Origin of the sequence: Methanosarcina sp. 2.H.A.1B.4 (assembly GCF_000979385.1) — an archaeon.
Taxonomy (GTDB): domain Archaea; phylum Halobacteriota; class Methanosarcinia; order Methanosarcinales; family Methanosarcinaceae; genus Methanosarcina.
Map to the genome: position 1 here is coordinate 131674 of NZ_JJOV01000002.1, position 25179 is coordinate 156852.

Here is a 25179-nt window from a genome sequence, read left to right on the forward strand (position 1 = left end):
ACCGGATTTGCTGGAAATTTTTCCAGTGCCAATTCCGATGAAGTGGTATAAGATGGCTGTTCTAATTTTTAAGCCTGTCTACCCTTTAATCCATACTTTGCTTACTTGCTCTGTATAGAAAAACTGGAAAGTAATTACTACCTGAATGCATGTACAATCTCACAGGTAGAGAACTAATACGATTAATTATCCTAGAGTATATAACGCTTATGCGAGATTTTGTTTTTCCGGGAGTAATTTCAGAGAAAACTTTCAAAATAACTGGAGAACTCCATTAATTTGAACGGAATCTTCGAGATAATAGGTAAAATTTGACTGTTCAAGTCAATTACCCGCTAAATCTAAAGATTTAACGGGTTTCCTGTGGAGGTGTTATGAACTCCGGATGAAACCTGTTCCTGCGGAATTTGCAATACATGCAAAAGTCCGTAGCCTTTTTCAGTTTTCCTTTAACATCCGAGTCCAAGTTCTCTCAGTTTTCCCTGAGAGGGCACTCCCTCCGTATTCCAGCCACGATACCGGTAATACTCCTGAAGAGCAACTTCAAACTTCTGCCTGGGAATTCCATCTGCTCTTTCGTCGCTGTCGACTTCGAAAAACCTTTCCGGAAGGGTATCATCTTTCCATGTAAAACCCGCCCTCAGGTTATAAATTCGCTCCAGATTCCAGATTCGGTCTCCTGCTTTCAAGAGTTCAGCAGGAGATACTTCCAGCCCGACCCCCGAATGTAAAAGGGCTGAACAGAGTTCTTCATTAATGGCAAAAATCGAAAACGGACAGAGCACAAGGGAATCCAGCACAGCAGTCAGGTTTTCAAAGACCTGCAGAATTCCAGCTTTTCCTTTGAGGCTGAAGCGGTCAAGGAGCAGAGGCTTTCCAAGAACTTCGGGTCCGACCATAAAGGCTGTAAAGTAATCTCCCCCATGGCAAGAGGTAGCGTAAGCAAGGGCCTGCCCTCGGATTCCCCGGGGATCAAAACCCCCGAGTTCGAGACCCTTTACATCCATACTAAGATATTCTCTCTTCCGGGCTGAGAAATACTTTCTAGCTCCATTTCCGGGTTCACTCCCTTCCCCGATTGCTTCAAGAAGAGTTTCAAGTTCCCTGAGATCCATTTTCCCGGATTTGAGTTCCACACAGGCGCCGAGTACGGAACCTGCAGAGATAGGGTCAAGCCCGTAATCCTTACAGATTCGGTCTGCCCGGAGCACCGAATCGAAGTCCTGGTTTTCAAGATTGAATCCGAAAGCCCACAGGGAATCGTAGTCAGGAAGAACCTGCCCTGTTTTCATTATCCTTCGTTTACAACCCAGGGGACAGGCAGGACAGCTTTCTTTCTCAAGCTCGAAGCTGGTTTTGAGATATTCACCTGAAAACAGGTCCGCAAAAGTAGTTCCTCTTCCGGAAAAGTTTTTGCAGGGGATGAGGTCCATATAATCCAGAAGTTTTACAAATGCAGGCGTGCCGTAGTTTGCAAGCCCTTTGGAAAGCACGGGGTTTGCTTCAAAAAGCTTTAGCATCTTTGTTTTAAGATCTTTGAACTTTTCAGGACTGGCTGGCAAACACTCTTTATCCCCTTCTACAACCACTGCTTTTAGCAGCTTTGAGCCTGCAACCGCCCCCAGGCCTCCCCTTCCGCTATGTATGGAATCAATGACAAAAGAAGAAATCAGAACTTCTTTTTCTCCTGCCCGACCTATGCAGGCGACGCTTCCGTTATTCTTCAGGGCCTTGGTGCATGCTTCGGTGTTTTTTCCCCAAAGCTGGTCTGCCTGCACAATTTTGATCTCTTCCCCCCTTACCTCCACAAAGGAAGGTTTTTTTGCCTTTCCGGTAATGACCAGAGCATCAAGCCCGGCTTTTTTAAGTTCTCTCCCAAAGCCCCCACCCATGTTCCAGCTAAATATTGTGCCTGTTAGAGGTGACTTCGATGTAAGAACTGCCCCTGAAGCCATCGGAGCAAGACCTGTAAGCGGCCCGGTAGTGAAAACAAGGGGGTTTTCAGGGCTAAGAGGGTTAATATCAGGATCTGCAAGCTCGGAAAGTAACTGAACTCCAAGTCCCCTGCCTCCCAGATACATGCGGATTAATTTTTCATCGGTACCGGTGACGGTAACTGCTTCGGAGCTAAGGTCTACATATACTGTTTTTCCTTTCCAGCCAGCCATATCAATCCCTATTATATGCCTCTTTTAGTTCTACTTTTTGTAACGTAGTTCTGATGTCTTTTCAACCGGATTTCAAATAAGAATTCCTTTTTCGATTCTTTTTCGATTCATTTTCATTCATTAATTCATTCATTAATTCATTCATTTCGGGATTCTGTCCTTTTCCTTTAAGTCTTTAACCACTCTATCGAAATATTTGCCTTAAAGCCTTCCTATTGAGAGATAATTTTAATCAGGACCTGTAATGTGAAGATCTTAAAAGAGCCAGCCTTTAAGACAGAGAAATCTGAGATAATAGTACATGAATCTGGAGAAACCGTATATCATATCTGTATACGCCCTTGTCCGGAATGAGAAGGGAGAATTTCTGCTGCTCAGGCGTTCGGAAAACTCCCGCACCAATCCTGGAAAATGGGACCTGCCGGGTGGGAAGGTGAACCTGGAGGAGACTCTTAAAGAAGCAGTTGTGCGTGAGGTCTGGGAGGAAACCGGAATTTCAATTTATCCAGGGGAAGTTGCAGGAGAAGTAACCTTTGAGCTCCCGAAAAAAAAGGTTATTGCTGTTCTATATAATGGGGGGTATGTCATATCTGAGGTAAAATTGAGTTCGGAGCATATTGAATACGCCTGGATTTCCCTTGAACGCATTCTCGAAATGGAGACACTTCCTGCTTATTTCAGAGACTTTTTCAAAAGGTTTGCCCTCGAAAACAAAAAACCTTACGAGCCTCCGGTGTGATCCGGAAATCTGCCAATTTATCTTTCATTTGATATCATTCATTTGAAGTACTCATCTTCAAGTTTTTCTCTTTTTTTCCGGCTGTACTGCCAGCTTACACCAAGGAGCAGGAGAATTGCAAGAGCTATAAAACCTGCTACACGCAGCAGAGTTCCATATTTGTTCAGCAGAATGGGGTTCACATTATCCCTGAGTTCATACTCAGGATACATTATATCTCCCCGATCATTGCTGTGCCCAAGGCCAAGAGCATGCCCGAGCTCATGCTTTGCAATGGTAAGCATGGTTGCGTCTCCATACTGCCTCCAGCCCCTACCCTGATAGTTCCCAACCTCAAGGACTATATCCACTCCAACGAAACGGTCTCCGGAAATACTGGGTTTTGCATAGCCTGCTACACCAGAAGGAGCACCTGCTACGCTTTCCAGGTTTTCCACCCACATTATTCGTATGTCCGCTTCTTCGGAGTCGACAATCTCAAAAACAGGGCTGTACTCGAGGTTCCCGTTTCCCCCTTCTTCCCAGTATTCAAGAGCCTTCTCTATTTGTTCATAGTAGGTGGGGCTGTAATGGAGCGGGGTATTTTTGTCGTCTATGTACACTGTAATAGGAGAATGATTCCAGGGATTATCGAGAATCTTCTCTGAACTTGCCCCGGATGCAGGGAAAACAGCAGGTAAAAATAATACCACCAGCAATAAGACGACGGATAAAATGATTCCATGAATATTGTGTTGATTAATGTAAATGAGCCTCCGTATCGGCAATTAATTTACTTCCAATTATTACCATTATTATTGACATTAATTTATTATTACCATTATTATTTTATTATTAGTATGATTATTAGTATGATTATTAGAATTCTTAGAATTAGAATTCTTAGAATTAAGAATCAGGTAAACCCGTTTTACAGGCATACTTTGTGAGTTTTCAATTGATCTCAATAAGTTTATGGATTGCGTTAATTAAATACCGAAAAGATCTGTCAAAAAATAAGCTTTAAGATTATAAGAACTTAACTTAGGAATGTTTATTAAAAAAATTAAACCAGAATTTGGTATGTAAACCGATTTTTAATTTAAACGATCTTCAAAAATTGTTTTTTAAAATAAAATCTAAAATTGAACTTCCAATAAGTGAGCCTGAAAAAGTTAAATTTCGGGGATTTTGCTGACTGTTTACTTAATGTTTGCTCCGGAGATATTGCATACTTCGCAATCAGGATCACAGCATTGTTCTTTTTCGTCACATACCTCTTCTTCAGATCCCTCTTCGTCACCAGGGAATTCGGATGCAAGCGCCCTTGTACTTCCTGCAAGTACTGCGGCGTTGGCCAGGGATGCCCCTATCATTATTGCATAAAATATTTTTTCTTTTGTGATTCCTTTTCTTTTTGCGATTCTTATATGCATTTTAAGGCAATGATCGCAACGAAGGGCAGAAGCTACACCTATGGAAATAAGCTCCACGGTTTCCGGGTCGAGATTTTTGAACTCTCGCATGATAGAATTATCATAAAGAGTTTTTGGGATGAAGATCTCAGGGAGATCTTTCATAAAATTCATAATGTAAGGAACTTCCCCATACTGTTTCCGGACATCATCGAGAAGCTCCGGGATGACTTTCTCGGGATCACTTTTCAAAATTTCCACAATATCCTCAAGTTCCATAAGAAACCACCAGCGCACATTAACGTGGAAAACAGGATTGGACGCCATTTTTCTGGTAGGGCTTTACAGTTTAAAGGATAAGTGAAAAGCCACAAACCCAGTAAAAATGTAAAGGATAAAGTTTAACCCAACAGAATCCGGGTCAAATTGCAAAACCAACGTCAGACTTAGATTTGATTTTTATCAATATATAATTTTTCATTTTTGACCTGGAAATATTTGCAAGCTCGGAAAGGACGACTCCTTCATCAAACTCCAGCTTTTCAATTTTCTCATGGAATTCATCGTATGGAAGTTTGACCCTGAGTCCGTCAAGCTGAAGGGTGAGAGGAGCAGGAGAGAGCACCCTGCGGATTTCCGGAACCTGGTTTTCGATCTCCTTCATGACTCGCGCAGGAAGCACCGCAAGCGGGTCTTTTGCCTGCTGTTGGCGAATCTCAGAAGCAATCTTTGAAACCCCTTCGTTCAGATTGTCGAGGGCATTGATTTCCTCTGTTCTTCTTAACCTGTGAGAAACCCTTCCGATATTTCCAATGTAGAGGTCTGCTCCGGGGACATCTTCGGTTTTCAGTTCAGCAGGCCCTCCGGTAACCACAATAGGTATCTCAATGCCTTCAAAGAGTTTCGGCTTCTTTTTCGTAATACAGTCACTGAAAGACCCGAAGGTGAAAACCGCAATATCGTGCTCGTTGATGAGCTTTCTTTCATAGTCCATGGACAGGGAGACCCTGCGCCCCATTCCCCTTGCAAGCCCTATCATATTTGTATTAGCTCCGGGATGGCGGAGGTATTCTGCTATATCGCAGGCCGAATGTGGCAGGTGGTGTGAGGCAAGTGTAGGGGAGACAACTGCAATCTCTACCCCTGTAAGAGGAGCTTCCATCAGGACTCCAAGCAGTTCATGAGAGAGCTTTTTTACAATATCAATATCTTTTTCAGGGATAAGCATTATAAGATTGACTTCGGTCCCGGTAACTACTTTCTGAATTATGTAGCCTCCGAGGTCTTCCATCAGTTCGATTAAAAGCCCGTGCTTATGGACTCCGCCGGTGTAAAGATAGGGTAGGAGTACAACCATCTTACTTTTTCCCTCCTTCCGTCAGTTCTTCGAGCATTGCTCCTGCTTCTTCGATCCACTCATGTTTCAATGCTTCCTCAGATGCCACAAAAACAAAGCGATTACCTTTATATAGATGGTAGCGAACCCTGAAACCCTCAGGAGTGGCGCGGACCGCGAAATCCACGAGATTTTCGTGAAGCCTGTGCCGGGGGTCTGCAACCATCATTTCTGTAATAAAAACCGCCTCTTCTGCGGGTTTATCCGTGGTTATGGCTACAGTCCAGCGGTCCGGCTGGCTGATGTTCGCTTTTCCGTAGCGCTCCCAGAGTTTCCCGAGCAGTTCCGGAATGTACTGCTCTTTTTTGATAGAAATCATTACTTCTCCGGCGACAGGTTTTGCTTCCACGTCAGCAATATCGATTGTCGTAACCCTGGTGCCAACATCCCTGAGAATGATTGCCATCTGGAAAAGAGAATCTTCAGGTCTTAGCACTACCTTGATACGTCCTATTGCAGGGGCAAGCTTGAGACTTGCAAGGTTGTCCTCGATAATCTTCCTGTAAAACTCCTGCTCCGAATCAATTGCTGACTCGACAACAAAGATCTCAAGCGAATCCATTTTGACCTCACTCCTCCACATAGCCGGAAGCAAGAAGTGCTGCCCCTACTGCCCCTATCATGTGGGAGTTTTCCGGTACAAGAACCTCAATCTTGAGAAGGTCTCCGAGAGCTTTCGGGACTCCTTCGATAAGGGAAGAACCTCCTACAAGGATCAACGGCTCTTTTACGTCCACTTCCTGCAGTTGCTGCTCGTAGATCTGTTCTACCACACTGTAGCAGGCTGCAGCTGCGACATCTTCAGGAGTAGCTCCTTTGGCAAGGGAGTTTACAAGGGACTGTATCCCGAAAACTATGCAGTAGCTGTTCATGTTTACATTTTCCTGCATACCCTTGACTGCAAGTGCCCCGAGTTCCGTAATCTCCACACCGAGACGCTTGGAGATCATTTCAAAGAAACGTCCCGAAGCTCCTGCGCAGATCCCTCCCATTGTGAACATGCCAGGGATTCCGTCTTCAACAGAGATCGCCTTGTTGTCCATACCTCCGATATCAATGACCGTCGCAGAGCCCTTTTGCCTGCCTGCAAGGTAGACAGCTCCCTTTGAGTTGACGGTAATTTCTTCCTGGATCAGCTGGGCGTTAAAATGGTTCCCTATAAGAAAACGTCCGTATCCTGTAGTGCCCAGAGCCTGGACTTCTTCTCTGGCAACTCCGGCTTCTTTAAGGGCCTGGGAGTATGCTTCGTCAGCACTTTCAAGGACTTTTGTTGTGGGCACCCAGCCTTTACCTATGATCTTGTTATCTCTCATAACCACAGCTTTTGTGGTTGTCGATCCCGAATCAATTCCCGCAGTCAGCCCGGTCTGGACTTCCCTGGCAAGGAGATGCCTGCGCCTGGCAATTGTGGTCAGGGCTTCAAGACGGGTGAGCAGGGTGCCTGCACTTGTTCGTTCGGTAAATGAATAGCTGATTACAGGGATCTCTGAGTGCTTATGGATGTATCTTCTGACCTCGTTTCGAACAATAGCTCCTTCTGCACAGCGGAAGCAGGTAGTAATAAAGACCCCATCTACTTTTGTTGTACCTTCAACAACGGCCTTTGCCCGTGCCATCATGAGCCTGAGGTCTCCGCTTGCAACTTCAAGCCCGAAATCTTTGCCTATGGTATCTATGGATGCAATGTCAATTTCGGGATAAATGAATTTTGCATCTACTCTGGCTGCGGCAGCTTCAAACTCGGGCTGAACCCCGGCATACTCAGAGCCGCAGGAAACCAGAGCAATCTTTACAAGTCCGGATTCTTCGGCACTCATTCCTCTGCCTCCTTTTCTGCCGGTTCTTCCTCTACTGGCTTTTCATCTTCGTCCGGCTTTTCTTCAGGCAATGACTCCAGAAATGCTGCGATTTTGTTCACGAAATCGCGGGCATCCTCGTCGGATTCCGGGTATTTTACTTCCAGAACAGGGACTCCTTTATCGCGCACCAGATATTTCATCAGTTCGTTTGTGCGGTTACAGCCCACGCAACCAAAGTTTGCAGGGGGGTTTTCAACTATGATTGCAGCTTCTGTTTCTTCTATAAGGGGACCTATTAGAGACATCCTGCCCCTTACTCCAGCCGGCACTTCAACCGCAGCATATCGAAGCCCGATTTTAGGATCTTCGGGAGTAATATTAATAGGGGGAGAATCCAGGCTGATGTTTGTAACTTTCTCTCTTACCTGGTTCATCATTGTAAGGGGTTTATGCTCGAAGCGCTCAACCAGGTCAGATAAAATAAGACTGTTTACAGGGTAAATGAAAACCTTTGCCAAAAAAATTCACCTCGCAAGCTCCTCTTCAATAATTTTTTCCAAATCGGAAACTTTAAGCCTGCTTTTCTCTTTGTGTTTTTCTTTTACGGACTCTTTTGCTTCCAGTTCATCAAGTGCAGCCCCTATGGCAGGGAGCATCTTCACTTCTTCCCTCAGGAAATGGAATCCAGGCCTCGGACCTCCGCCCCGGCTTGCCCGACAGCGCCTCTCATCACCTGCAGGAAATCCCCTATCTTTTATAAAAATGTGGTTTTTATCCATCTGCTGAATCTTTTCTACCACTGAAAGGACATCCTCCTTTGATCCTGTTACAATAAGCCCAAAGCAGGTCTCCTTTACCGTAACCGGAAACTCTGATTCATAAATCTTCATGGCTGCATCCGCAGGCAGCACTTTATCCGAACTGATTACAATGTACTTTGTAATCTCATTTTGTTTTATTTCTGTCATCTTCTGTCTCTCCTCAACTTCGGGAGACTTCACCTGCGATAAATCCAAACATGTGAATCCACTCAAGTATCAGGTACATTATTTTCGGTTATGTAATAGTTTATTATGCATTATTTAATTAATTTAATACAAATTATATAATTGAATAATTATCAATAATTAGGATTCTCAGTTCCCCTTATCATCAGTTCTCCTGCGTGCAGCTTCAATTATATATATCGCATCTCCTTCTTCGATGCCCTTAAGTCTCTCAGGCTCGACTATCCGACCGATAATATTCGTTGAGGAAAACTTTTCTCCGGTAGGACCGAAGAGATCATCATCTACAAGTCTCGCTCCTATGGTCCCCATCCTTTTTGCGGCCTGATTTGTGATTCCTATTTCCCCGGCCAGTACCCTGCCACTTGGCGTGTTTTCAGGAAGGATTTCTTTGTATTTCACCACTTCCTTTTCTGTTTTGAAAAGGTAAGTGTTCTCATAGACCATATAAACAGGAAGTTTTCCGACGGTTTTTGTCTTGAGTTCAAGAGAATGACGGAAAAAGTCTACCGATTTTGGGGCTATCTCCGGGTAAAGCTCAACTTCAATGAGTTTTTCCCTGGATACCGCATAAGCAGTCACTTTCGCTTCTCCGAAAATTTCCAGAGTTGTTGGCGGGTCCTGCCTGACAATTACTGCGTCCTTTCCTGTGTACCCATCTCTTACCAGTTCCACCCCTATAGAGGAAAGTACGGGCTCGACCTCTTCAAAGCTGTGTCCCAACAGGACTATCTGGGGAGGAAGGCTTTCTACTGACAGCTTCTGTCCCTTTTCTGCGAGTTTGATAAGCTCAAGGCCTTTTGTTACCTGCCCTACGACCGAATGCACAAGGCTTGAAGGCCGTTCCTCTCTGGAGACATATACCCTACCGGCCCCGTATCCGACTGTCCTGACAGAGATGGCACCTTCTCTTCTCGGCTCAAAATTTTCATAAGGAACAGGTTCTTCTTTCAGGCTATCATCTGAGATAAATGAGCTGGTTATCACATCTACGTTAAGAGTTCCCTCGCGGGTCAGGGCATAGAAGTGTTCAGCTCCCTTAGGGGCGTTTCTGGAAAGCTCGACCTCAAAATAAGTAAATACACTGTCATTATTTTCAAGAAGGATAGAAAGATCGGTAGTACAGGTTTTTTCTGCAAGTTGTTCCCATTCTATAATAGGCTCTATGCTCAGGATGGAGTCTTCTCTCGAAAGCCTAAAAATAAGATTTCTCCCGGTTACAATTGTTGCAAAAACGCCATCTTCGGGAGATCCATACTCAGCGGCATGCCTTTTTCTTGACAGGATCAGATGAGTATTACGGGAGTCAAATCCTCCTGCCCCGAATACAACATCAAACGCTTCAAAGCTCCCGGTCTCACGCAAAGGCTTTATGTCGGCTTCAAAAGGTCCGAAAGCCAGAGCTTCAGGACTTGCCCAGTGGATGTTTTTACCTTCATACTCTTTATAATGTTCAGCCCATAGTTTTCCAGAGGATGATTCCGGATCTTTGAGTTCTATCCTTAGTTCCCCTCTGGGGGTCTTGATAGCGTATTCGGTGACATTCTCCGTCCTCTTCTCAGCGGTTTTTTTAAGAATTCCAACCGCTGTACCGGCTATATAGGGGGCTCTGGAAACTTTAAGGGCGTCTCCAAGGGTAGAGCCTGCAGGCAAAGTGTATTTTTGCCCGTTCACCTCTACGCTGATCTCATTACTCGTAATCGGCACCTCATTTTAGTATTTTTCTATGTTAAGAGGTGGCGGCATATTTATATTTCTTCTGTAGCTTTGAGCCCTTCTTCTGTAGCTTTGAACCTTTCTTCTTCAGTGAGATGGGAGAGTACGTTCTCCGGTTTCCCTATAGCTACGATCTTTCCATCGCGCATGAGTGCAACACGGTCACATATTTCATTCACAAAGTCCATGTCGTGAGAGACAACAACAAAGGTTTCTCCGATCTCTTCTCTGGCTTTAAGGATGGAGTTTGTCACTGATACCTTGGTAATAGGGTCCATTGTCCCGGTTGGTTCATCCATAATGACGATTCTTGGCTCCTTGATAAGAACCTGCGCAAGTGCAATTCTATGTCGCTCTCCTTCACTCATTTCATTGGTCATTTTGGACAAAACAGCTTTTGCCTTATTTTCTTCAAAACCTGCAGCCTTTAGAGTAATTATGGCTTTTCGAACCCCAAGTTCGAATGGAAGGTCCAGACTAATGGATTCTGTAAGGTTGTCTATTACGGAGCTGTGGGTATAAAGCCCGTATTCCTGGTGCAGGAATCCCATGTATTTCGTTGCCCTGCCCTTGTTTTCAACCCCTAATTTTGTCATGTCCACCCATCCATCCCCGACGCGGACTTCAACTTCTCCTGAGGTTGGTGGTAAAATTCCCATCAGGATTTTTGAGGTTGTGGTCTTGCCTGCTCCGCTTACCCCGACAAGGCCGAAAATCTCTCCTTCCATCACGTCAAAAGAGATTTTGTCCACAGCTCTTACCACACCCCGGTCTACTGAGATATAACGCTTTGTAAGATCCCTTACGCGGATAATAGGCTCTCCTACCAGAGCATTCTTTTCCTGCCTGACCATGGATGCACTTTGCATAAAGATCGCAGAAACCTCAAGGGGGTCTCCTTCCTGGACTACTTCCCCATTTTCAAGCAGAATTGCCTTATCTGCCAGTTTCTCGATTACTTCGGGCCAGTGGGATGTAAGGACCATGCTCATATTGTAGCTCTTAACAGCCTTTATAATGGCTTCGTGAACCAGCTTTGCAGTCATGGGGTCAAGGGTACCTGTAGGCTCGTCGGCTAATAGGAGAAATGGATTTCTTACAAGCTGTCTTGCAAGCACAACCCGCTGTTTTTCTCCCCCGGAAAGCTCCCTCGCCACGTGCATCATCCGGTGGCTCAGGTTTACCTCCTCAAGGAGCTCAACTGCCTTTTTCATGGCATCTTCTCCCTTATACCCGATTTCATTCAGGGAGTTTATGACGTTTACCAGAACTCTTTCATCCCCATAAAGGGCAAAGGTTCTCTGGAGCATGATTGCAATACGCTTGGTGATATCCTTTCTTATAGGGTCGTAAAGTGAAAGTTTTATAAAATCAGCTTTGAATGCCTCAAGACTCTCGCCGCAGACCGGGCATTTCTGGCCTATTTTGCTTGGACGTTCTATATATCCGCATTTCTCACAGCGAGCCAGATGATAAATTACTTCGCCTGAGATATTCTCAAAAGATTCGGTCCCACGCAACACATGCATCAGGATTGTTTTTCCGGATCCGCTTTTTCCCAGAATCCCAACGACTTCCCCTTCGTTGATGCTTAAACTTACGTTTTTCAGTGCCTTAAGACCATCGAAATCTACGGTTAGATTTTTTACTTCAATAAATACTGGCATGTATTTTCCTCCGCAAATTATGAGTTGCAAATAAGTCCTGGTGGCTTTCTCCTGCCTGGACGTATCGCTCAAGAGTGAAAAGTAATTACTTTAAAGTGAATATCGCATTAACAGAATCAATAAATTTCACACATATGGGCAACAATTAGATAAGAGTAAACATTACATAAACATAACGCATTATTATGTCACTGTTAACATCTAGAATCAATATCAGCTGGTGAATTTGATGGATTTTTGCTCTTTATAATCCTTTTACCACATCCACAACTTTGATTATATCGTCGAGCACCACATCTGCTGCTGCCCTGAGCTCTTCTGGTCTGTCGTCTCCCTGCTGGGTCGTCATTATACCCACATCTGCTGCCCTGAGAGCCAGGATATCGTTAATTCCGTCCCCTACCATAACTACTTTCTCGTACCTGGTTTTAAGTTCAAGCACCACTTTCTCCTTCATAATGGGATCTGCAAAAGCAAAGACTCTTTCTTGCGGGATATTTACTAACTCTGCAAGTTGCACAAGAGCGGACATTCTGTCCCCGGATGCTATGTACATATCCACTTTCATGGCATAGAGCGACTGGATGGTCTGCAACGTCTTACCGAATACCTGCCCTCCCGTGCTGAGCACATAAGGTACTTTTCTTGCCTCTGAGTCCACTATCAGACCTGCCGCAAGATATATGCTGTCAGGGCAGAGGGATGTAACTGCATTAAGCACGTCATGTACATCCCCCATCAGGAGAGGAGCCCCCCTTATGATCTCACAGGCAACGTCAGGGGTAAACTTTCCTTTTGAACGGCTGATACCTATTGAAACTCTGTACTCCTTTATAAATTCAAATAAAAACATATCCCTTCTTGAGTGCAGGATTATTTCATTATCGGTATTAAGAGCTACAAGGCCGCAACCGTTTTTCTTCGCGACAATGGCAGTGCTCTCTATGTTTTCAAGGATATTCCCGGTGCTGGATTCTTTTGCAACTCTGTACATGCGGAGAAGAGTTCCGGCACTGTCAAAGACCACTGCGATTCGTTTAGCCATGTCAATTGATTAATCTATAAAATAAAAAAATCTTTGTGAAAGCCCGGAAAAGTAGATGGGAAACTGAAATTTATAAAAATAAATGAAGTAGGAAAGTAAAACTCCTATTTACATTTTTTCTTACAGGATTGAGGCTCCCGAAAGCAGGACTCCGGCAAAAAATCCGAGAATTACTCCGGAATTCAGGAAGGGCAGCCCTGCCTGAGGTTTCCCTTTCATTACCAGGATGGACAAAAATAAATGCCCCACAAGAGTTCCCAGCATTGCCCCAAGTACAGGGTATGAGAATCCTCCGTTTTCGAGGAATACATTTGCGGAGACTACCAGCAGGGTGGGCATGACTGCGTCTCCAAGGCCCATGAAAAAGGCTTCACGTTTTTCCCCTTCTTTAAAACTTTCCTTAATGAATGAATAGTTCGAGTTCTTTGGGATTATGAAAAGAAGAGGAAGTTTAAGGTCCATTACACCTTCAGCCATGGTTATCATATGTTTTGTCTTATATACCGAGATGGCATCATAGACTGCAAGCAATATCAGAAGGACAACTACAGGGATAATGGAAAGGGAGATTCCTAACAGGGCACTGACTCCACCTGCTATGCAGACCCCCAGAATATCGATTACATACCACTCAGGATATTTGTAAAGTAATACTGTCAACCCTATAGAAATCAGGAGTGAAGCGAGATTTTCAAAGCCTGCGAAGGAAGGAATCAGGGTGAACAGTGCGAAAAAGACATAGTAGAGAGTACTGACTATGGCGAAGTATATGAGTAGGCTGATAATCCATTTCATGTTTTTCTTTATCGCTATCAGGACAAGAAGCGTAAAAACCAGGATCATCACGATATAATAAATCGAATTGGAAACCTGTGTCGGATCTTCAAAAGCCTGCATGTCATTAACTTCCATTGGCGTTGATAAAAGAAGGGCGAGAACCTGCACTACCAGGATTAACCCTGCCATGGAAAGAATCGGCAAATAATCTTTAAGTGAATTTTCGCTGGAACTCAAGTACTAAACTCCTTATTTCTTGACACTATGCCTTTTCTATTCCTTTATATATTTACTCTATCCTCTGTCTTTAATTTTTATGCCCCTTAATAAATAATCAATTTCGCCAATTATCTGCCTTCCCCGTATTTGTTCTGCAATATTAGAATAGATTCACAATTTATCAGGCGTTTTCATTTTGTAAGAATTCTCCCTCCACTGTTAGTTTACCTGATAGGAATCCGGGGAATTTTCTTTCAGATATTGTTTGGTTTTTTGAGAGATCAGGGAAAAAATAAATTCTGGATAAAAGATACATAAATAGTTTATGCAAAAAATTATATAGAATCACTGTATAAAAAACAAGCAAAAATAGAAAAATAGTAAATATGGAAATGCGGAAAAAATATAAAAACAGTAAATACTTTAATGGAAATTATCTCCACCTAATAATTTTCAGCCCGGTATGAGGAATTTGTGGTTTTACACGAAGTTTATGACTGCATAAGGAGAAATTCCATAAGTACTTTAGAGGTATACAATGGAGACCAGAGATACAGTATTCCTTGTTGTGATGGTTCTGTCATCATTCCTTCTATCCTTCGAATGGCTTAGAAGGTTTACATACAAGCCCACAAATCCTTTCATTGACCCTTTAATTATTTTATCGATTATGATTCTGGCCGGAACATTATCTCTCATGCTCATCTCTATTAATGACAAGCTTCAGAGTTTTGAAGACAAGATGGAAGCAAAGGACCGTGCCCTCAGGGTTAATATGGAAAGTTCGGAAACAAAAATAGAAGAAAGTATGAATGAGCTCTCAAGTAAAGTTGATAATGCAGTATATGAATTCAACCGCAGAAAATATCACTGATTTCTGCTCACAATCTTATTTTTCCCTCAGGAGTAAATACGGCCAGGTTTCTTCTAATAAGATTCTCTTCAATTATCTGCCATATGTGACAGGTTTTTTCTTTTTGTGCCCTGTCTTTCTTTTCACAGTGTTTTCTTTGCCTTTTTTTCAGACCCTCTTAATTCGGTCTTAATTTTCCCTTCAAACTGTCTTTCCTTCCATTTCCTCCTCTTTTTTATCGGACGGTTTTTAAACTGTCCGTCCTCTTTTTTACCAGGACTGTTTTAAAACGGGTTTTATCGTTAATCAACGATTTTTTAGAAAACTTCCAAATATTTTCATTTTTGAATATCTCTTCAGGCTGGACAATATGCAAAATTCGTGTAATTGAATTGTTCTATGGAGTAAATTCCGGCACAAACAGATACAATTAAGAGGAAAAGTTAATATACAGGATTTGTAAAAGAGAATCTACTTTACATTTTTGATTAATTTGATTTGTTAATACGAGCATTTACAGATATGATAATTTATGTTATTTATCGATACGGAATTGTTATCCAGCCCAGTAATTTCAGGCGCAAGCCCCATGATTTAGCAAAGTATATATATTGGATGTCCTGTAGTAGAGAGGAATATCTGGAATCCAGACAGTTATAAATATATTCAAATTGATATAGTGTATCGTAAGTTATTATTACTCAGAGTTAGTATATTGATTACTTGTGTAAACAGGTAAAGAAGGAAAGCTAATATGCACCTCAATCTGGAACCGATTGGCATTATCAAAAAGGTTGCAAATAAGTCGGAGATTTTGATTTATTCTGATTTTGAGCAGGTCATACGAAATATAGTGTCCAAAATAGGAGAAGGAGCCGAAATGGGCCAGAAGCTTCTGGTTATCCATAAAAATAATAGCAAAAAACAAATAGATGGTCACCAGGTACAGGTCACGAAGGCGACGCTTCTGGAAAGAAAAGGAAATCTGTTAACAATATCCAAAATAGAGGCAAATGAAGATTCCGTAATTGACGTCCGACTTGATCTTACCGCCTGACACCCTTCTACTTCGACATATGCCGACAAAAATTAGAGATTCCTGGATGTTTCCCTTTTCTCCGGGATAGCCCGGATGGCATTCATGGAGAGCTGAATTTGGGATGGAAATTCCAGAAAGCAGGGTTTACTGTAATTATTTTTATTATAATTCTTTTTTTGCTGCTGAGCAGCGGCTGTCTAAAAGAAGGTACAGATTTTAAAAAGCCCGGCGGTGGGGCTGAAATCGAAAGCAGAGATTCTGCAGGACCTGAGGCAGATATTCAGAAACACCAGCTATCTACTGTTGTTGCTCTCTATATGGTTGGAAGTGACCTTGAGTCTTCAAACAAATATGCCAGCAAGGATATCCTCGAAATAATTGATGGTGCCTCCACGCTGAACGTGGAAGATACTGAAATTCTTATAGCTTATGGAGGAGCTTCTGCAGAGGGATGGGAAGGCATGACAATCGCAGAGCTTGAGGATCTCAGAAAGGACGGAGAGGACGGGACCATAGGCAATGGGGGCATCCACAGAGAGACATATCCCCATGCAAACATGGGAGATGCCGCAGGGCTTGAAACCTTTCTTTCATATATTCGAGAAAACTATGAGAGTGAAAGTACCCTGCTTATTTTCTGGGATCACGGAGATGCTTACAGAGGGGTTTGCTTTGACGAGAATCATGGTTATGACAGGCTGGAGCTTCCTGAACTGAGTGACACTCTTAAAGCCTCAGGAATGCATTTTGACCTTATTGGTTTTGATGCCTGCCTCATGTCCACCCTTGAGCTTGCAAGCGCGGTTAAGCCTTCTGCAGATTACATGCTCGCCTCCGAATCAATCGAACCTACCCACGGCTGGGACTATGTTGCTTTCATAGGTTATGTCTCAGAAAATCCCAAAGCCCCTACAGAAGAAATAGGAAGGGTTATCATTGACAGCTATCTGGAGAATTCATCTCATGTACCCCCCAGAACCCTTTCTCTCCTTGACCTCTCAAAAACCGATGAAGTACTGCAGAATATCGATAGGCTTGCAGATGATATGGGTACAAGCGTTTCAAGCCCGGAAGGGTATTGTGGACTTGGGGCATCTCTTACGAAAACCCGGAAGTTCGGGGTCGAACCAAAGAAAGGATCTGAAATCTCAATGGACCTGAAGAGTTTTGCCCTGAGAATCGGAGAGGAAATGCCGGAACTTGCAGGCAGGTCTGAAGCTCTCATAAAATCGCTTGAAGATTTTGTTATTTACTCAAGGCAGGACGGCACAATGCCTGATGCATATGGAGTATCCGTATATTCTCCCCAGACTCAGGACAATTACTCTAAATATTACAGCAGGGTTTCCATTTCCGAAGCATGGTCGGAATTTCTTGATGGCTACTCGGTAAGAACCTGTGCAGACTTTACAGAACCCGGCATCTCAAAATCCGGAGATTCCTTTTCAGTAAAAGATGATTCCGGGCTGGCTTCAGTAGACCAGGTTTACTTCATAGCCTCTCCGGAAGGACCGGTTCTCATAGGAAGAATGCCCCTCAACTGTTCAGGAGGCACGAACTACAGCCTCCCTGCCTGGGGAGGGGAATGGATCTTTATAGAGGACTCCAAAACAGGGAAAAGCTCTCTGATTTATGCAGCATGTGGAGGAGAAAGCGAGAATGGAAACAGGATACTTACTGCAGAACTGGGGCTTCAAAGAGATGGAGAGTTCAGATCCTGTCTTGCCCAGCTTTACCTGGATACTCTCAACGGGACTGTCATAGCTTACATGAATCCCTACGAAGCCCTGGATGACGGAAACATCCTGTTCTCAAAAGAAGTGCTTGTACCGGAACCAGGAGATATTATTACTACATACGCCCCAGTCTACGGAGAATCCGATATTAAGGACTGGACAACACTTGGCAGGCTTAAGATGGATGAAAACACGACTTTTGTCTATGACTTTCTGCCTGCAGGAACTTATTATACCGCACTTTATGCAGAAGATTACCGCCTGAACTTCAATATGAGCGAACCTGTGGAGATTATCCGGGAATAATTTCCTGAAAATCCATCCCCTTGAATAATTTCCTGAAAATTCCCCTCATAGAATAATTTCCTGAAAATCTCCTTTTTAACTCCCTTCCATCTCAAAAGGCCGTTAATCTGGCAACAAGCATAAAACTTCAGTACACATAAAGCCTATTGTCCAGTAGATGGAGATACTGGTAGCGAGATAAAGGTAGTAAAAGGTATCACCGAATAAACCCGCCTGAGGATAGTAACTGCCCGAAGGCAGTAAAAGAGTTAGAGATAGAGTAAAAGTAAAGAAGCCTGAGGCTAAAAAAGAGTTTCATACACCAGAGGAAAAAATATGGGCACGGATATAGGAGATCTGCTTCAGAAAAGAAAAATAGAGCTTTCAGACCTCTCAAACCGGGTGGTTGCAATTGATGCATTTAACACCCTTCACCAGTTTTTGAGCATTATCCGCCAGAGAGACGGAAGTCCCCTGGTTAATTCAAGCGGGAAAGTGACCTCACACCTCTCCGGGCTGCTCTACAGGACAGCAAACCTTGTTGAAGCTGGTATCAAACCTATTTTCATTTTTGATGGTAAACCCCCTGACCTGAAATCCGGGACCCTGGACCGAAGGAAAGAAGTTAGAGAATCTTCACGGGAGAAGTGGGAAAATGCAAAGGCAGAAGGGGATCTTGAAGCTGCTTATAAGTATGCTCAGGCTTCTTCAAAGGTTGACCAGGACATCGTTGAAGATTCAAAATACCTCCTCGGTATAATGGGCATTCCATGGATACAGGCTCCCTGTGAAGGGGAAGCACAGGCTGCCTATATGGTCCTTAAAAAGGATGCTGATTGTGTTGCTTCCCAGGACTACGATTCCTTCCTTTTCGGAGCACCGAGCGTCGTCCGCAACATGGCTGTCACCGGAAAACGCAAGCTCCCAGGAAAGAATGTATATGTTGATGTCGGACTTGAAATGATTGAACTCGATGAAACCCTCGAGGCTCTGGGGGTCAACAGGGACCAACTTATCGATATTGCAATCTGTGTGGGTACGGATTATAACAAAGGACTGGAAAAAGTGGGTCCTAAAACAGCCCTTAAACTGATTAAAAAGCATGGAGATATCCACGCCGTGCTCCGGGAAAAAGGGATGGAAATCGAAGGTCTGGACAGTATAAAAGAACTTTTTACCCATCCTGATGTTACGGACGACTATGAAATTAAATGGGGCAAGCCTGATTCCGAAAAACTCATCAAATTCCTCTGCGAGGAGAATGACTTCTCCGTAGACAGGATAGAAAAAGCTGTAGAACGCCTTAAAGCGGCTTCAGGGGCCAGGCAGAAAACCCTTGACCAGTGGTTCTAAAGAGTTTTAAGGGCTCAAGAGGTATTCCCATCCATACAGATCCCTTCTTTACGAAAAACGAAGGCAGAATGCCTGTTACTTTAGTGGCGGGATGAATGCCGTCAACTTCCGTATATTTGCCATTTTTCGATAACTATTTGCTTAATGTAAGTTCAAAACCTTTATATACATGATAAATATGAGAAAAGGAAGTTTATATAGGATTTATCCTGAAGAGGGCCAAAAGCAAGTGCTTGAACAGCATTTTGGCGGCGTCCGTTTTCTCTATAATAAACTTCTTCATATTAAATCTATTTTATATAGTCAGTGTGGATGTAGTATCTCAAGATCAGAACTTGATAAGCACATTCTTGTCTTAAAAGATATTTATCCGTGGTTGAAGAATGTTAATTCTCAATCTTTGCAACAGGCAAACAAAAACTTAGATAATGCTTATCAACGTTTTTTTAAAGGATTGGGGGATTATCCAGCTGAGAAATTAAAGAAAAAACAACATTTCTCTTTTCAGGTTCCTCAGCATTATAAAATTAACTTAACTACGTCTGAGATCTTTCTACCCATTATTGGCTGGATTAAAATCAACATACATAGACCCCTTTTTGAACCTGAATTATTTGAAACTCATATCAAAACAACTACCATTAATAACGAAATAATAGTTGAGAAGGATCTTAATTCAGAATTCTTAAGAACTGCTACAGTTTCCAGAACATCAGCCGGAAGATACCACATTAGCATCTTAACCGAGGATCTGAATAACTATCCGGTAACTCAACAATATTCCGAATCAACTATGGTAGGTGTTGATGTTGGTATCAAGACATTTGCAGCCATATCTACAGGGGAGAAAATTGAGAACCCCAAGTTTCTTAATAAGTCCATAAATAAGCTTAAAATGCTACAAAAAAGAGTCAGTAGAAAGGTTAAAGGTTCTAAAAACCGGAAGAAAGCTGTTAAGAAACTTGCAAAACAACATCAATTAGTTTCAAACCAGAGAAATAATTTTCAGCATAAAGTTTCATTGTCACTAATACGCGAAAACCAAGCAGTTGCAATTGAAACTTTAAACATAAAAGGTATGATTAAAAATCACAAATTAGCTCAAGCTGTGGCTGATTCTGCATGGAGCAGTTTTGTAACAAAGTTGGAGTATAAGGCTCAATGGTTTGGCAAGACCATTTTGAAGATTGGAATGTTTGAACCATCTTCTAAAAATTGTCATGTTTGTGGATACCATAATTCTGAATTAACTTTAAAGAATAGAGAATGGCTTTGTCCTTCTTGTAATACAAACCATGACAGAGATATTAATGCAGCCATCAACATTAAACAATTTGCAATTAATAATCTAATCACCTCTGGAACAGAGGGTAGAGCCTGCGGAGTTATTCTCAAAAGAGAGAGCTGTGAAGCAGGATGCCCGTCATTTCAATGACGGGTAGTTCACATTTTCGTTACATTGAATCCATTACTTGTGAAAGTCTCGTCGTCAGAGACATACAGGTAGGAAGGTCTGAGATTGACAAAATCTGAACCGGAGCATTCAGGAGAAGAACACTCATATTCCCATGCCCACGGAGTTGTGGACCCCGAACTTCTTTCCACGGATAGGGGGCTCTTTGCTGTCAAATGGTCCTTTGCCGGCTTGATGCTAACCGCGCTCTTTCAAATTCTTGTAGTATGGGTTTCGGGAAGTGTAGCCCTTCTTGCCGATACCATTCATAACTTCGGGGATGCCGCAACTGCAATCCCACTGGGATTTGCCTTCCTGCTCTCCAGAAAAAAACCCAACAAAAGTTTTACTTACGGCTACGGAAGGGCAGAAGATCTCGCAGGTCTTTTAATTGTTTTCCTTGTCTTTCTCAGTGCTGCAGTTGCAGCTTATGAATCGGTTCACCGGCTTCTCTCCCCACAGCCTGTTGATTATCTATGGGCTGTGGCTGCAGCTTCAATTATTGGTTTTCTGGGAAATGAACTTGTGGCAAAGTTCAGGATCAGGGTAGGGACAGAAATTGGAAGCGCTGCCCTTGTTGCCGACGGATACCATGCCCGAGCAGACGGATTTACCAGTCTTGCCGTGCTTTTCGGAGCCCTGGGTGTCTGGCTGGGGTATCCTCTCGCAGACCCGATAATCGGGCTCCTGATCACAGTTGCAATCCTCCGCATAGTATGGGAAGCAGGCAAATCTGTTTTTTCCCGCATGCTGGATGGGGTTGACCCTCGGATTGTTGATGATATCCGGCAGGTGGTCAGCCAGGTAAAAGATGTGAGGGATATTACAGAGATAAGAGTGCGCTGGTTAGGGCACAGGCTTTATGCTGAAGTTAACATCGCAGTAGAATCCGGACTCTCTGTTAAGGAAGGGCATGAGATCGCGGTAAACGTGAGGCACAGGATGCTTCATGGTCTGAATTACCTGTCAAACGCAGTTGTACACGTAGATCCTCTGGGAGCGTCCGGAGAGGCCTTTCATCGCATTCCGGGACATGACCCCGATATTCCACCTGCTAATTCTCACTGAACCTGGAGTATTCCGGACTTTAAAAGACATCAAAATTCTTTAACCCGGAATTTAGCTCAGACTTTAAAGATCAGACTTTAAAGATCAGACTTTAAAGATCAGACTTAAAGATCAGACTTAAAGATCAGACTTAAAGATCAGACTTTAGAGACCTCTGCCCCGCTGTTCTTTGCTCGAGTCATCATTGTGATTCCACCTACCGATTCATCAAGCATTTTCTGGACTTCTGCCTGAAGTTGCCTGCCTTCTTCCCTGTTATCCACAAAGGCATAAACTACAGGTCCAAAAGAGCTTACTCCGGCTCCGTAACTCCGGCTGCGCATAAAGGAGGCAATGTTCTTCACGAAGTCGGGCCAGATCAGGCTCTCCCTTTTGTTAAAACCTACTGTCTGGACATGGTTTACCGCAGCCCCGAAGTTTTCAATGTCCCCCTCTATTACGGCAGGCATCATCTTCATGAGTACCATATGTGCAACCTCCCTGACCTCCTCTATCGGGAGGGGGCAGAATTCCTGAAACACATTGATCTCTTGCTGGTCATACATGCCTTTCTCATTGGGAACTGCAATAACTATATCCCAATCAGGGAAATCTTCTCTGAAAAGTACAGGTCCGGGCGGCACCCTGCTGGCGGCCGAAGGCATAAAAGCCCCTTTGTCTTTGAACCTGTGCCCTCCATCAACTATGAATCCCCCCTTCTCAAAAGCAGTTACTCCTATACCCGAGGTTCCTCCCCTTTTTACTGCAAATGCAAGTTCCCTAACGCTTTTTCCAAGCCCGTACAGTTCATTCACAGCTGCTGCCGCAGCCAGGGCAGACTGGGTACCTGATCCAAAGCCCACATGAGCAGGAATCAGTTCTTCTACATGAATTCTGACCCCTTTTCCTTCTGGAAGCAGGGCTTCTGCGGCTTTTCTCATGCGGTCGGCAAATCCCTGAAGCCCCTCGATCTTGATTCCATCAGCTTCTACTGCAGTAACTTTTATGTTAGGGGAGGAAAGGGTCAGCCCTGCTCCCCCATCCACCCTCCCGATCTCACCATTCATATCGATAAGGGTTATGTGAAGCCGACTGGGAGTAGTTATTTTGATCATGTGTAGTACAACCCCAAAGAGGACATTTGTGGTTTTTATAATATGTTCACGATATTTACTTTCTATTGTAGCTGCTGATATTTAATCTTTTTAAAAAAATCCTGCCTGGAAAGTCAGTATTGATTATAAAAACCGATGCCGGGAACTCTTTAAAAAAATGAGTTTATGCGAAAAGAACCGGGCAGAAACCCAAATGAAATAAAATCAGTAATAAAAAGTATTAACGAAACCCCACTCAATATGAATAGATATAATGAGTTAGGGAAGAGAGTGAGAGGAATTCGAAGAGCGACAGAAAAAACCGGTAAGAAAACAACAGGTCATCCATTGTTACCTGGTTGATGTTTTTGAGTACAAAAAAACAATGTCAGCTCGGGCGGAGGCGCTTATATTAACCTGAATTGAAAAACATCGGGGTTAAGGAAAGTATCTATCTGGCTGACAGGCCGGCCCCAGCCCCTTACGGCACAGGGAGAGAAAACTAAAAGATTCCTTCCTGGATTCCGGAATAGATCAACCAATTAATCAGGAACCACCCCCCCAACAGGAAAAAAATAGAATTAAACCGAAAAAAGGCAAATATTAAAAACCGCAGAAAAACCTTAAGGGTGCAAACAGGAAGAAAAGAAAATGAGAACTGAAATCTAAAGAGAAAAAGAGAGAGTGAAAAGAAGCAAAAAGAAAATTAAATGAAAATAAAAAGCACTGGTTTTTTTCGTTACTGCTTCCTTTCCTTACTATTGCCCTTAACTTTATCTTTACCGTCACTCTTTTACAACTAACGATTTGCCTTTCATATCTTCGGGTTTAGGGACCCCGAGAAGATCCAGGAGAGTGGGAGCAAGGTCAGACAGTTTCCCGTTCTCAAGGGCTTTTACTTCGCCGTTTCCTACGTAAATGCATCTGACATTATTTGACGTATGAGCTGTATGCGGCTCTCCTGTGTGTTGATTTTCCATCTGTTCGGCGTTTCCGTGGTCTGCAGTTATAAGTGCTACACCCCCTGCCTTTTCCAGAGCCTCCGTAATCCTGCCCACGCAGTTATCCACAGTTTCTACTGCCTGTACAGCGGCTTCAAAAATTCCGGTGTGCCCGACCATATCCATATTTGCGAAATTGAGTATAATTACATCATACGTTCCGGACTGAATTCTCCTGATCACCTCATCCGTAACTTCATATGCACTCATCTCGGGCTTGAGGTCATAGGTGGCAATCTTCGGCGAGGGAATCAGGCAGCGATCTTCCCCCTCATAGCATTTTTCCTGCCCACCGTTCAGGAAAAAGGTCACATGAGCGTATTTCTCGGTTTCTGCAATTCGAAGCTGGACAAGCCCTTGCTTGCTAAGTACTTCTCCAAGCACATTTTCCAGTTTTTCAGGTGGAAAGGCAATAGGCAAATCCAGGGTTTCATCATACTGTGCCATGCAGACATAGTGAACCTTCGGGTGTTTTTCCCTGACGAAACCTTCAAAATCATCATTTACAAAAGCCCAGGTAAGCTGACGTGCCCTATCAGGCCTGAAATTGAAGAAGATTATTGAATCATTGTCCTGTATGACTGCCTCAGGATTTCCTTCAGGGTCAGTGACTATAGTGGGTTTTACAAATTCGTCGGTTTCTCCCCTATCATAGGCTTCAGAAACTGCAGTTTCAGCATTAATGGCTGTATACGGGGCTGCCCCACGAGTCAGGGCATCATAGGCAAGCTTTGTCCTCTCCCAGCGCGTATCCCGGTCCATTGCGTAGTAACGCCCTGATACTGTCGCGATCCTGGCACTCCCGCTTTTCTTACAAAACGCATCAAGTTCCCTGATATCTGCAAGAGCAGCTTTAGGGGGTACGTCCCTCCCATCCAGAAAAGCATGTATGTATACTTTTTTTAGCCCTTTTTCCTGTGCAAGTTTAATAAGGGCATGAAGGTGGGTCATATAACTGTGAACGCCTCCGTAAGAGACAAGCCCCATGAGATGCAGGCTTGAATCATTGAGCTTTGCGTTTGAAATTGCATTCAGCAAAACAGAGTTTTTGAAAAAGTCTCCGTTCCTGACAGAGAGGTTTATTCTTGTAAGGTCCTGGTAAACAACTCTTCCTGCCCCTATATTCAGATGGCCGACTTCAGAGTTTCCCATCTGACCTTCTGGCAGACCTACGGCTTCCCCTGAGCATTCTAAAAAGCACCATGGGTATTCTTTCAGCAGGCGATCGAGGTTTGGAGTTCTGGCTGCCAGAATAGCATTTCCTTCTTCGGCTTCCCTGTAGCCCCAGCCATCAAGGATCATAAGCATAAGAGGTCTTCTTGCCTGAGTCATATGAAGGGAATTCCACACATGTTCATAAATAGCTTGTTATGAAACTCCATAATATCCGG

22 protein-coding genes are annotated in these 25179 nt (G+C 43.5%); 8 read left to right on the forward strand and 14 right to left on the reverse strand.

The window, feature by feature from the left end:
• Positions 1-449: 449 nt before the first annotated feature.
• Positions 450-2168, reverse strand: a complete 1719-nt coding sequence (locus EO92_RS00665) for an aldehyde ferredoxin oxidoreductase family protein (RefSeq protein ID WP_048168706.1) — start codon at positions 2166-2168, stop codon at positions 450-452.
• A gap of 301 nt (positions 2169-2469) precedes the next feature.
• Here EO92_RS00665 and EO92_RS00670 point away from each other — a divergent pair, with 301 nt between their 5' ends.
• Complete coding sequence (locus EO92_RS00670; protein WP_048161711.1) at positions 2470-2907, forward strand: NUDIX domain-containing protein; 438 nt, start codon at positions 2470-2472, stop codon at positions 2905-2907.
• Between the two features lie 38 nt (positions 2908-2945).
• On the opposite strand, the gene EO92_RS00675 is transcribed toward EO92_RS00670, so the two are convergent.
• The 11 genes from EO92_RS00675 to EO92_RS00725 all read right to left on the reverse strand — a co-directional run bounded on the left by EO92_RS00675 (position 2946) and on the right by EO92_RS00725 (position 13945).
• The gene (locus EO92_RS00675) at positions 2946-3599 is read right to left on the reverse strand and encodes a matrixin family metalloprotease (protein WP_369793099.1); all 654 of its coding nucleotides are present in this window, start codon (positions 3597-3599) and stop codon (positions 2946-2948) included.
• A gap of 489 nt (positions 3600-4088) precedes the next feature.
• Positions 4089-4580, reverse strand: coding sequence for a carboxymuconolactone decarboxylase family protein (locus EO92_RS00680; protein WP_048168708.1), 492 nt, complete (start codon positions 4578-4580; stop codon positions 4089-4091).
• A gap of 142 nt (positions 4581-4722) precedes the next feature.
• Positions 4723-5658 carry a methanogenesis marker 7 protein gene (locus EO92_RS00685; protein WP_048134058.1) on the reverse strand — a complete coding sequence of 312 codons (936 nt, stop codon included), beginning with the start codon at positions 5656-5658 and terminating at the stop codon, positions 4723-4725.
• A gap of 1 nt (position 5659) precedes the next feature.
• A complete protein-coding gene (locus EO92_RS00690) occupies positions 5660-6292 on the reverse strand; it encodes a methanogenesis marker 17 protein (protein WP_235283105.1) in 633 nt (210 codons plus the stop codon).
• Positions 6267-7514, reverse strand: coding sequence for a methanogenesis marker 15 protein (locus tag EO92_RS00695; protein WP_048134060.1), 1248 nt, complete (start codon positions 7512-7514; stop codon positions 6267-6269). Before EO92_RS00695 ends, EO92_RS00690 begins: the two co-directional genes overlap by 26 nt.
• Positions 7511-8014, reverse strand: coding sequence for a methanogenesis marker 5 protein (locus EO92_RS00700; protein WP_048134062.1), 504 nt, complete (start codon positions 8012-8014; stop codon positions 7511-7513). The genes EO92_RS00695 and EO92_RS00700 overlap by 4 nt, the downstream gene beginning before the upstream one ends.
• Positions 8015-8020: 6 nt before the next feature.
• Complete coding sequence (locus tag EO92_RS00705) at positions 8021-8464, reverse strand: methanogenesis marker 6 protein (protein WP_048142219.1); 444 nt, start codon at positions 8462-8464, stop codon at positions 8021-8023.
• A 168-nt stretch (positions 8465-8632) separates the two neighbouring features.
• Positions 8633-10210 (reverse strand): methanogenesis marker 3 protein, encoded by a 1578-nt coding sequence (locus EO92_RS00710; protein ID WP_048168710.1) that lies wholly within the window; start codon positions 10208-10210, stop codon positions 8633-8635.
• Between the two features lie 41 nt (positions 10211-10251).
• On the reverse strand, positions 10252-11886 hold the full coding sequence (gene atwA / locus EO92_RS00715; protein WP_048134068.1) for a methyl coenzyme M reductase system, component A2: 1635 nt from the start codon (positions 11884-11886) through the stop codon (positions 10252-10254).
• Positions 11887-12130: 244 nt separating this feature from the next.
• Positions 12131-12931, reverse strand: a complete 801-nt coding sequence (locus tag EO92_RS00720) for an HAD family hydrolase (RefSeq protein ID WP_048168711.1) — start codon at positions 12929-12931, stop codon at positions 12131-12133.
• 120 nt (positions 12932-13051) lie between these two features.
• Entirely contained in the window at positions 13052-13945 is an 894-nt protein-coding gene (locus EO92_RS00725) for a presenilin family intramembrane aspartyl protease PSH (protein ID WP_048168712.1), read from the reverse strand.
• 520 nt (positions 13946-14465) lie between these two features.
• Here EO92_RS00725 and EO92_RS00730 point away from each other — a divergent pair.
• The 6 genes from EO92_RS00730 (at position 14466) to EO92_RS00755 (ending at position 21714) form a co-directional block, all read left to right on the forward strand.
• Positions 14466-14801: a hypothetical protein gene (locus EO92_RS00730; RefSeq protein ID WP_048134073.1), complete on the forward strand. Its 336-nt coding sequence runs from the start codon at positions 14466-14468 to the stop codon at positions 14799-14801.
• Positions 14802-15534: 733 nt separating this feature from the next.
• Positions 15535-15837: a hypothetical protein gene (locus EO92_RS00735; RefSeq protein ID WP_011032857.1), complete on the forward strand. Its 303-nt coding sequence runs from the start codon at positions 15535-15537 to the stop codon at positions 15835-15837.
• 98 nt (positions 15838-15935) lie between these two features.
• Complete coding sequence (locus tag EO92_RS00740; protein ID WP_048168713.1) at positions 15936-17861, forward strand: clostripain-related cysteine peptidase; 1926 nt, start codon at positions 15936-15938, stop codon at positions 17859-17861.
• Between the two features lie 315 nt (positions 17862-18176).
• Positions 18177-19193: a flap endonuclease-1 gene (fen, locus tag EO92_RS00745; protein WP_048168714.1), complete on the forward strand. Its 1017-nt coding sequence runs from the start codon at positions 18177-18179 to the stop codon at positions 19191-19193.
• 178 nt (positions 19194-19371) lie between these two features.
• Positions 19372-20628: an RNA-guided endonuclease TnpB family protein gene (locus EO92_RS00750; protein ID WP_048168715.1), complete on the forward strand. Its 1257-nt coding sequence runs from the start codon at positions 19372-19374 to the stop codon at positions 20626-20628.
• Positions 20629-20706: 78 nt separating this feature from the next.
• Positions 20707-21714: a cation diffusion facilitator family transporter gene (locus tag EO92_RS00755; protein WP_048168716.1), complete on the forward strand. Its 1008-nt coding sequence runs from the start codon at positions 20707-20709 to the stop codon at positions 21712-21714.
• A gap of 137 nt (positions 21715-21851) precedes the next feature.
• Here the strand turns inward: EO92_RS00755 and EO92_RS00760 are convergent, their stop codons facing one another.
• Complete coding sequence (locus EO92_RS00760) at positions 21852-22808, reverse strand: beta-ribofuranosylaminobenzene 5'-phosphate synthase (protein WP_048168717.1); 957 nt, start codon at positions 22806-22808, stop codon at positions 21852-21854.
• Positions 22809-22973: 165 nt separating this feature from the next.
• Between EO92_RS00760 and EO92_RS17365 the strand changes: the two genes are divergently transcribed.
• Positions 22974-23150 (forward strand): hypothetical protein, encoded by a 177-nt coding sequence (locus tag EO92_RS17365; protein ID WP_156165689.1) that lies wholly within the window; start codon positions 22974-22976, stop codon positions 23148-23150.
• Positions 23151-23572: 422 nt separating this feature from the next.
• On the opposite strand, the gene gpmI is transcribed toward EO92_RS17365, so the two are convergent.
• A complete protein-coding gene (gpmI, locus tag EO92_RS00770) occupies positions 23573-25120 on the reverse strand; it encodes a 2,3-bisphosphoglycerate-independent phosphoglycerate mutase (RefSeq protein ID WP_048168719.1) in 1548 nt (515 codons plus the stop codon).
• Between the last annotated feature and the right edge of the window lie 59 nt (positions 25121-25179).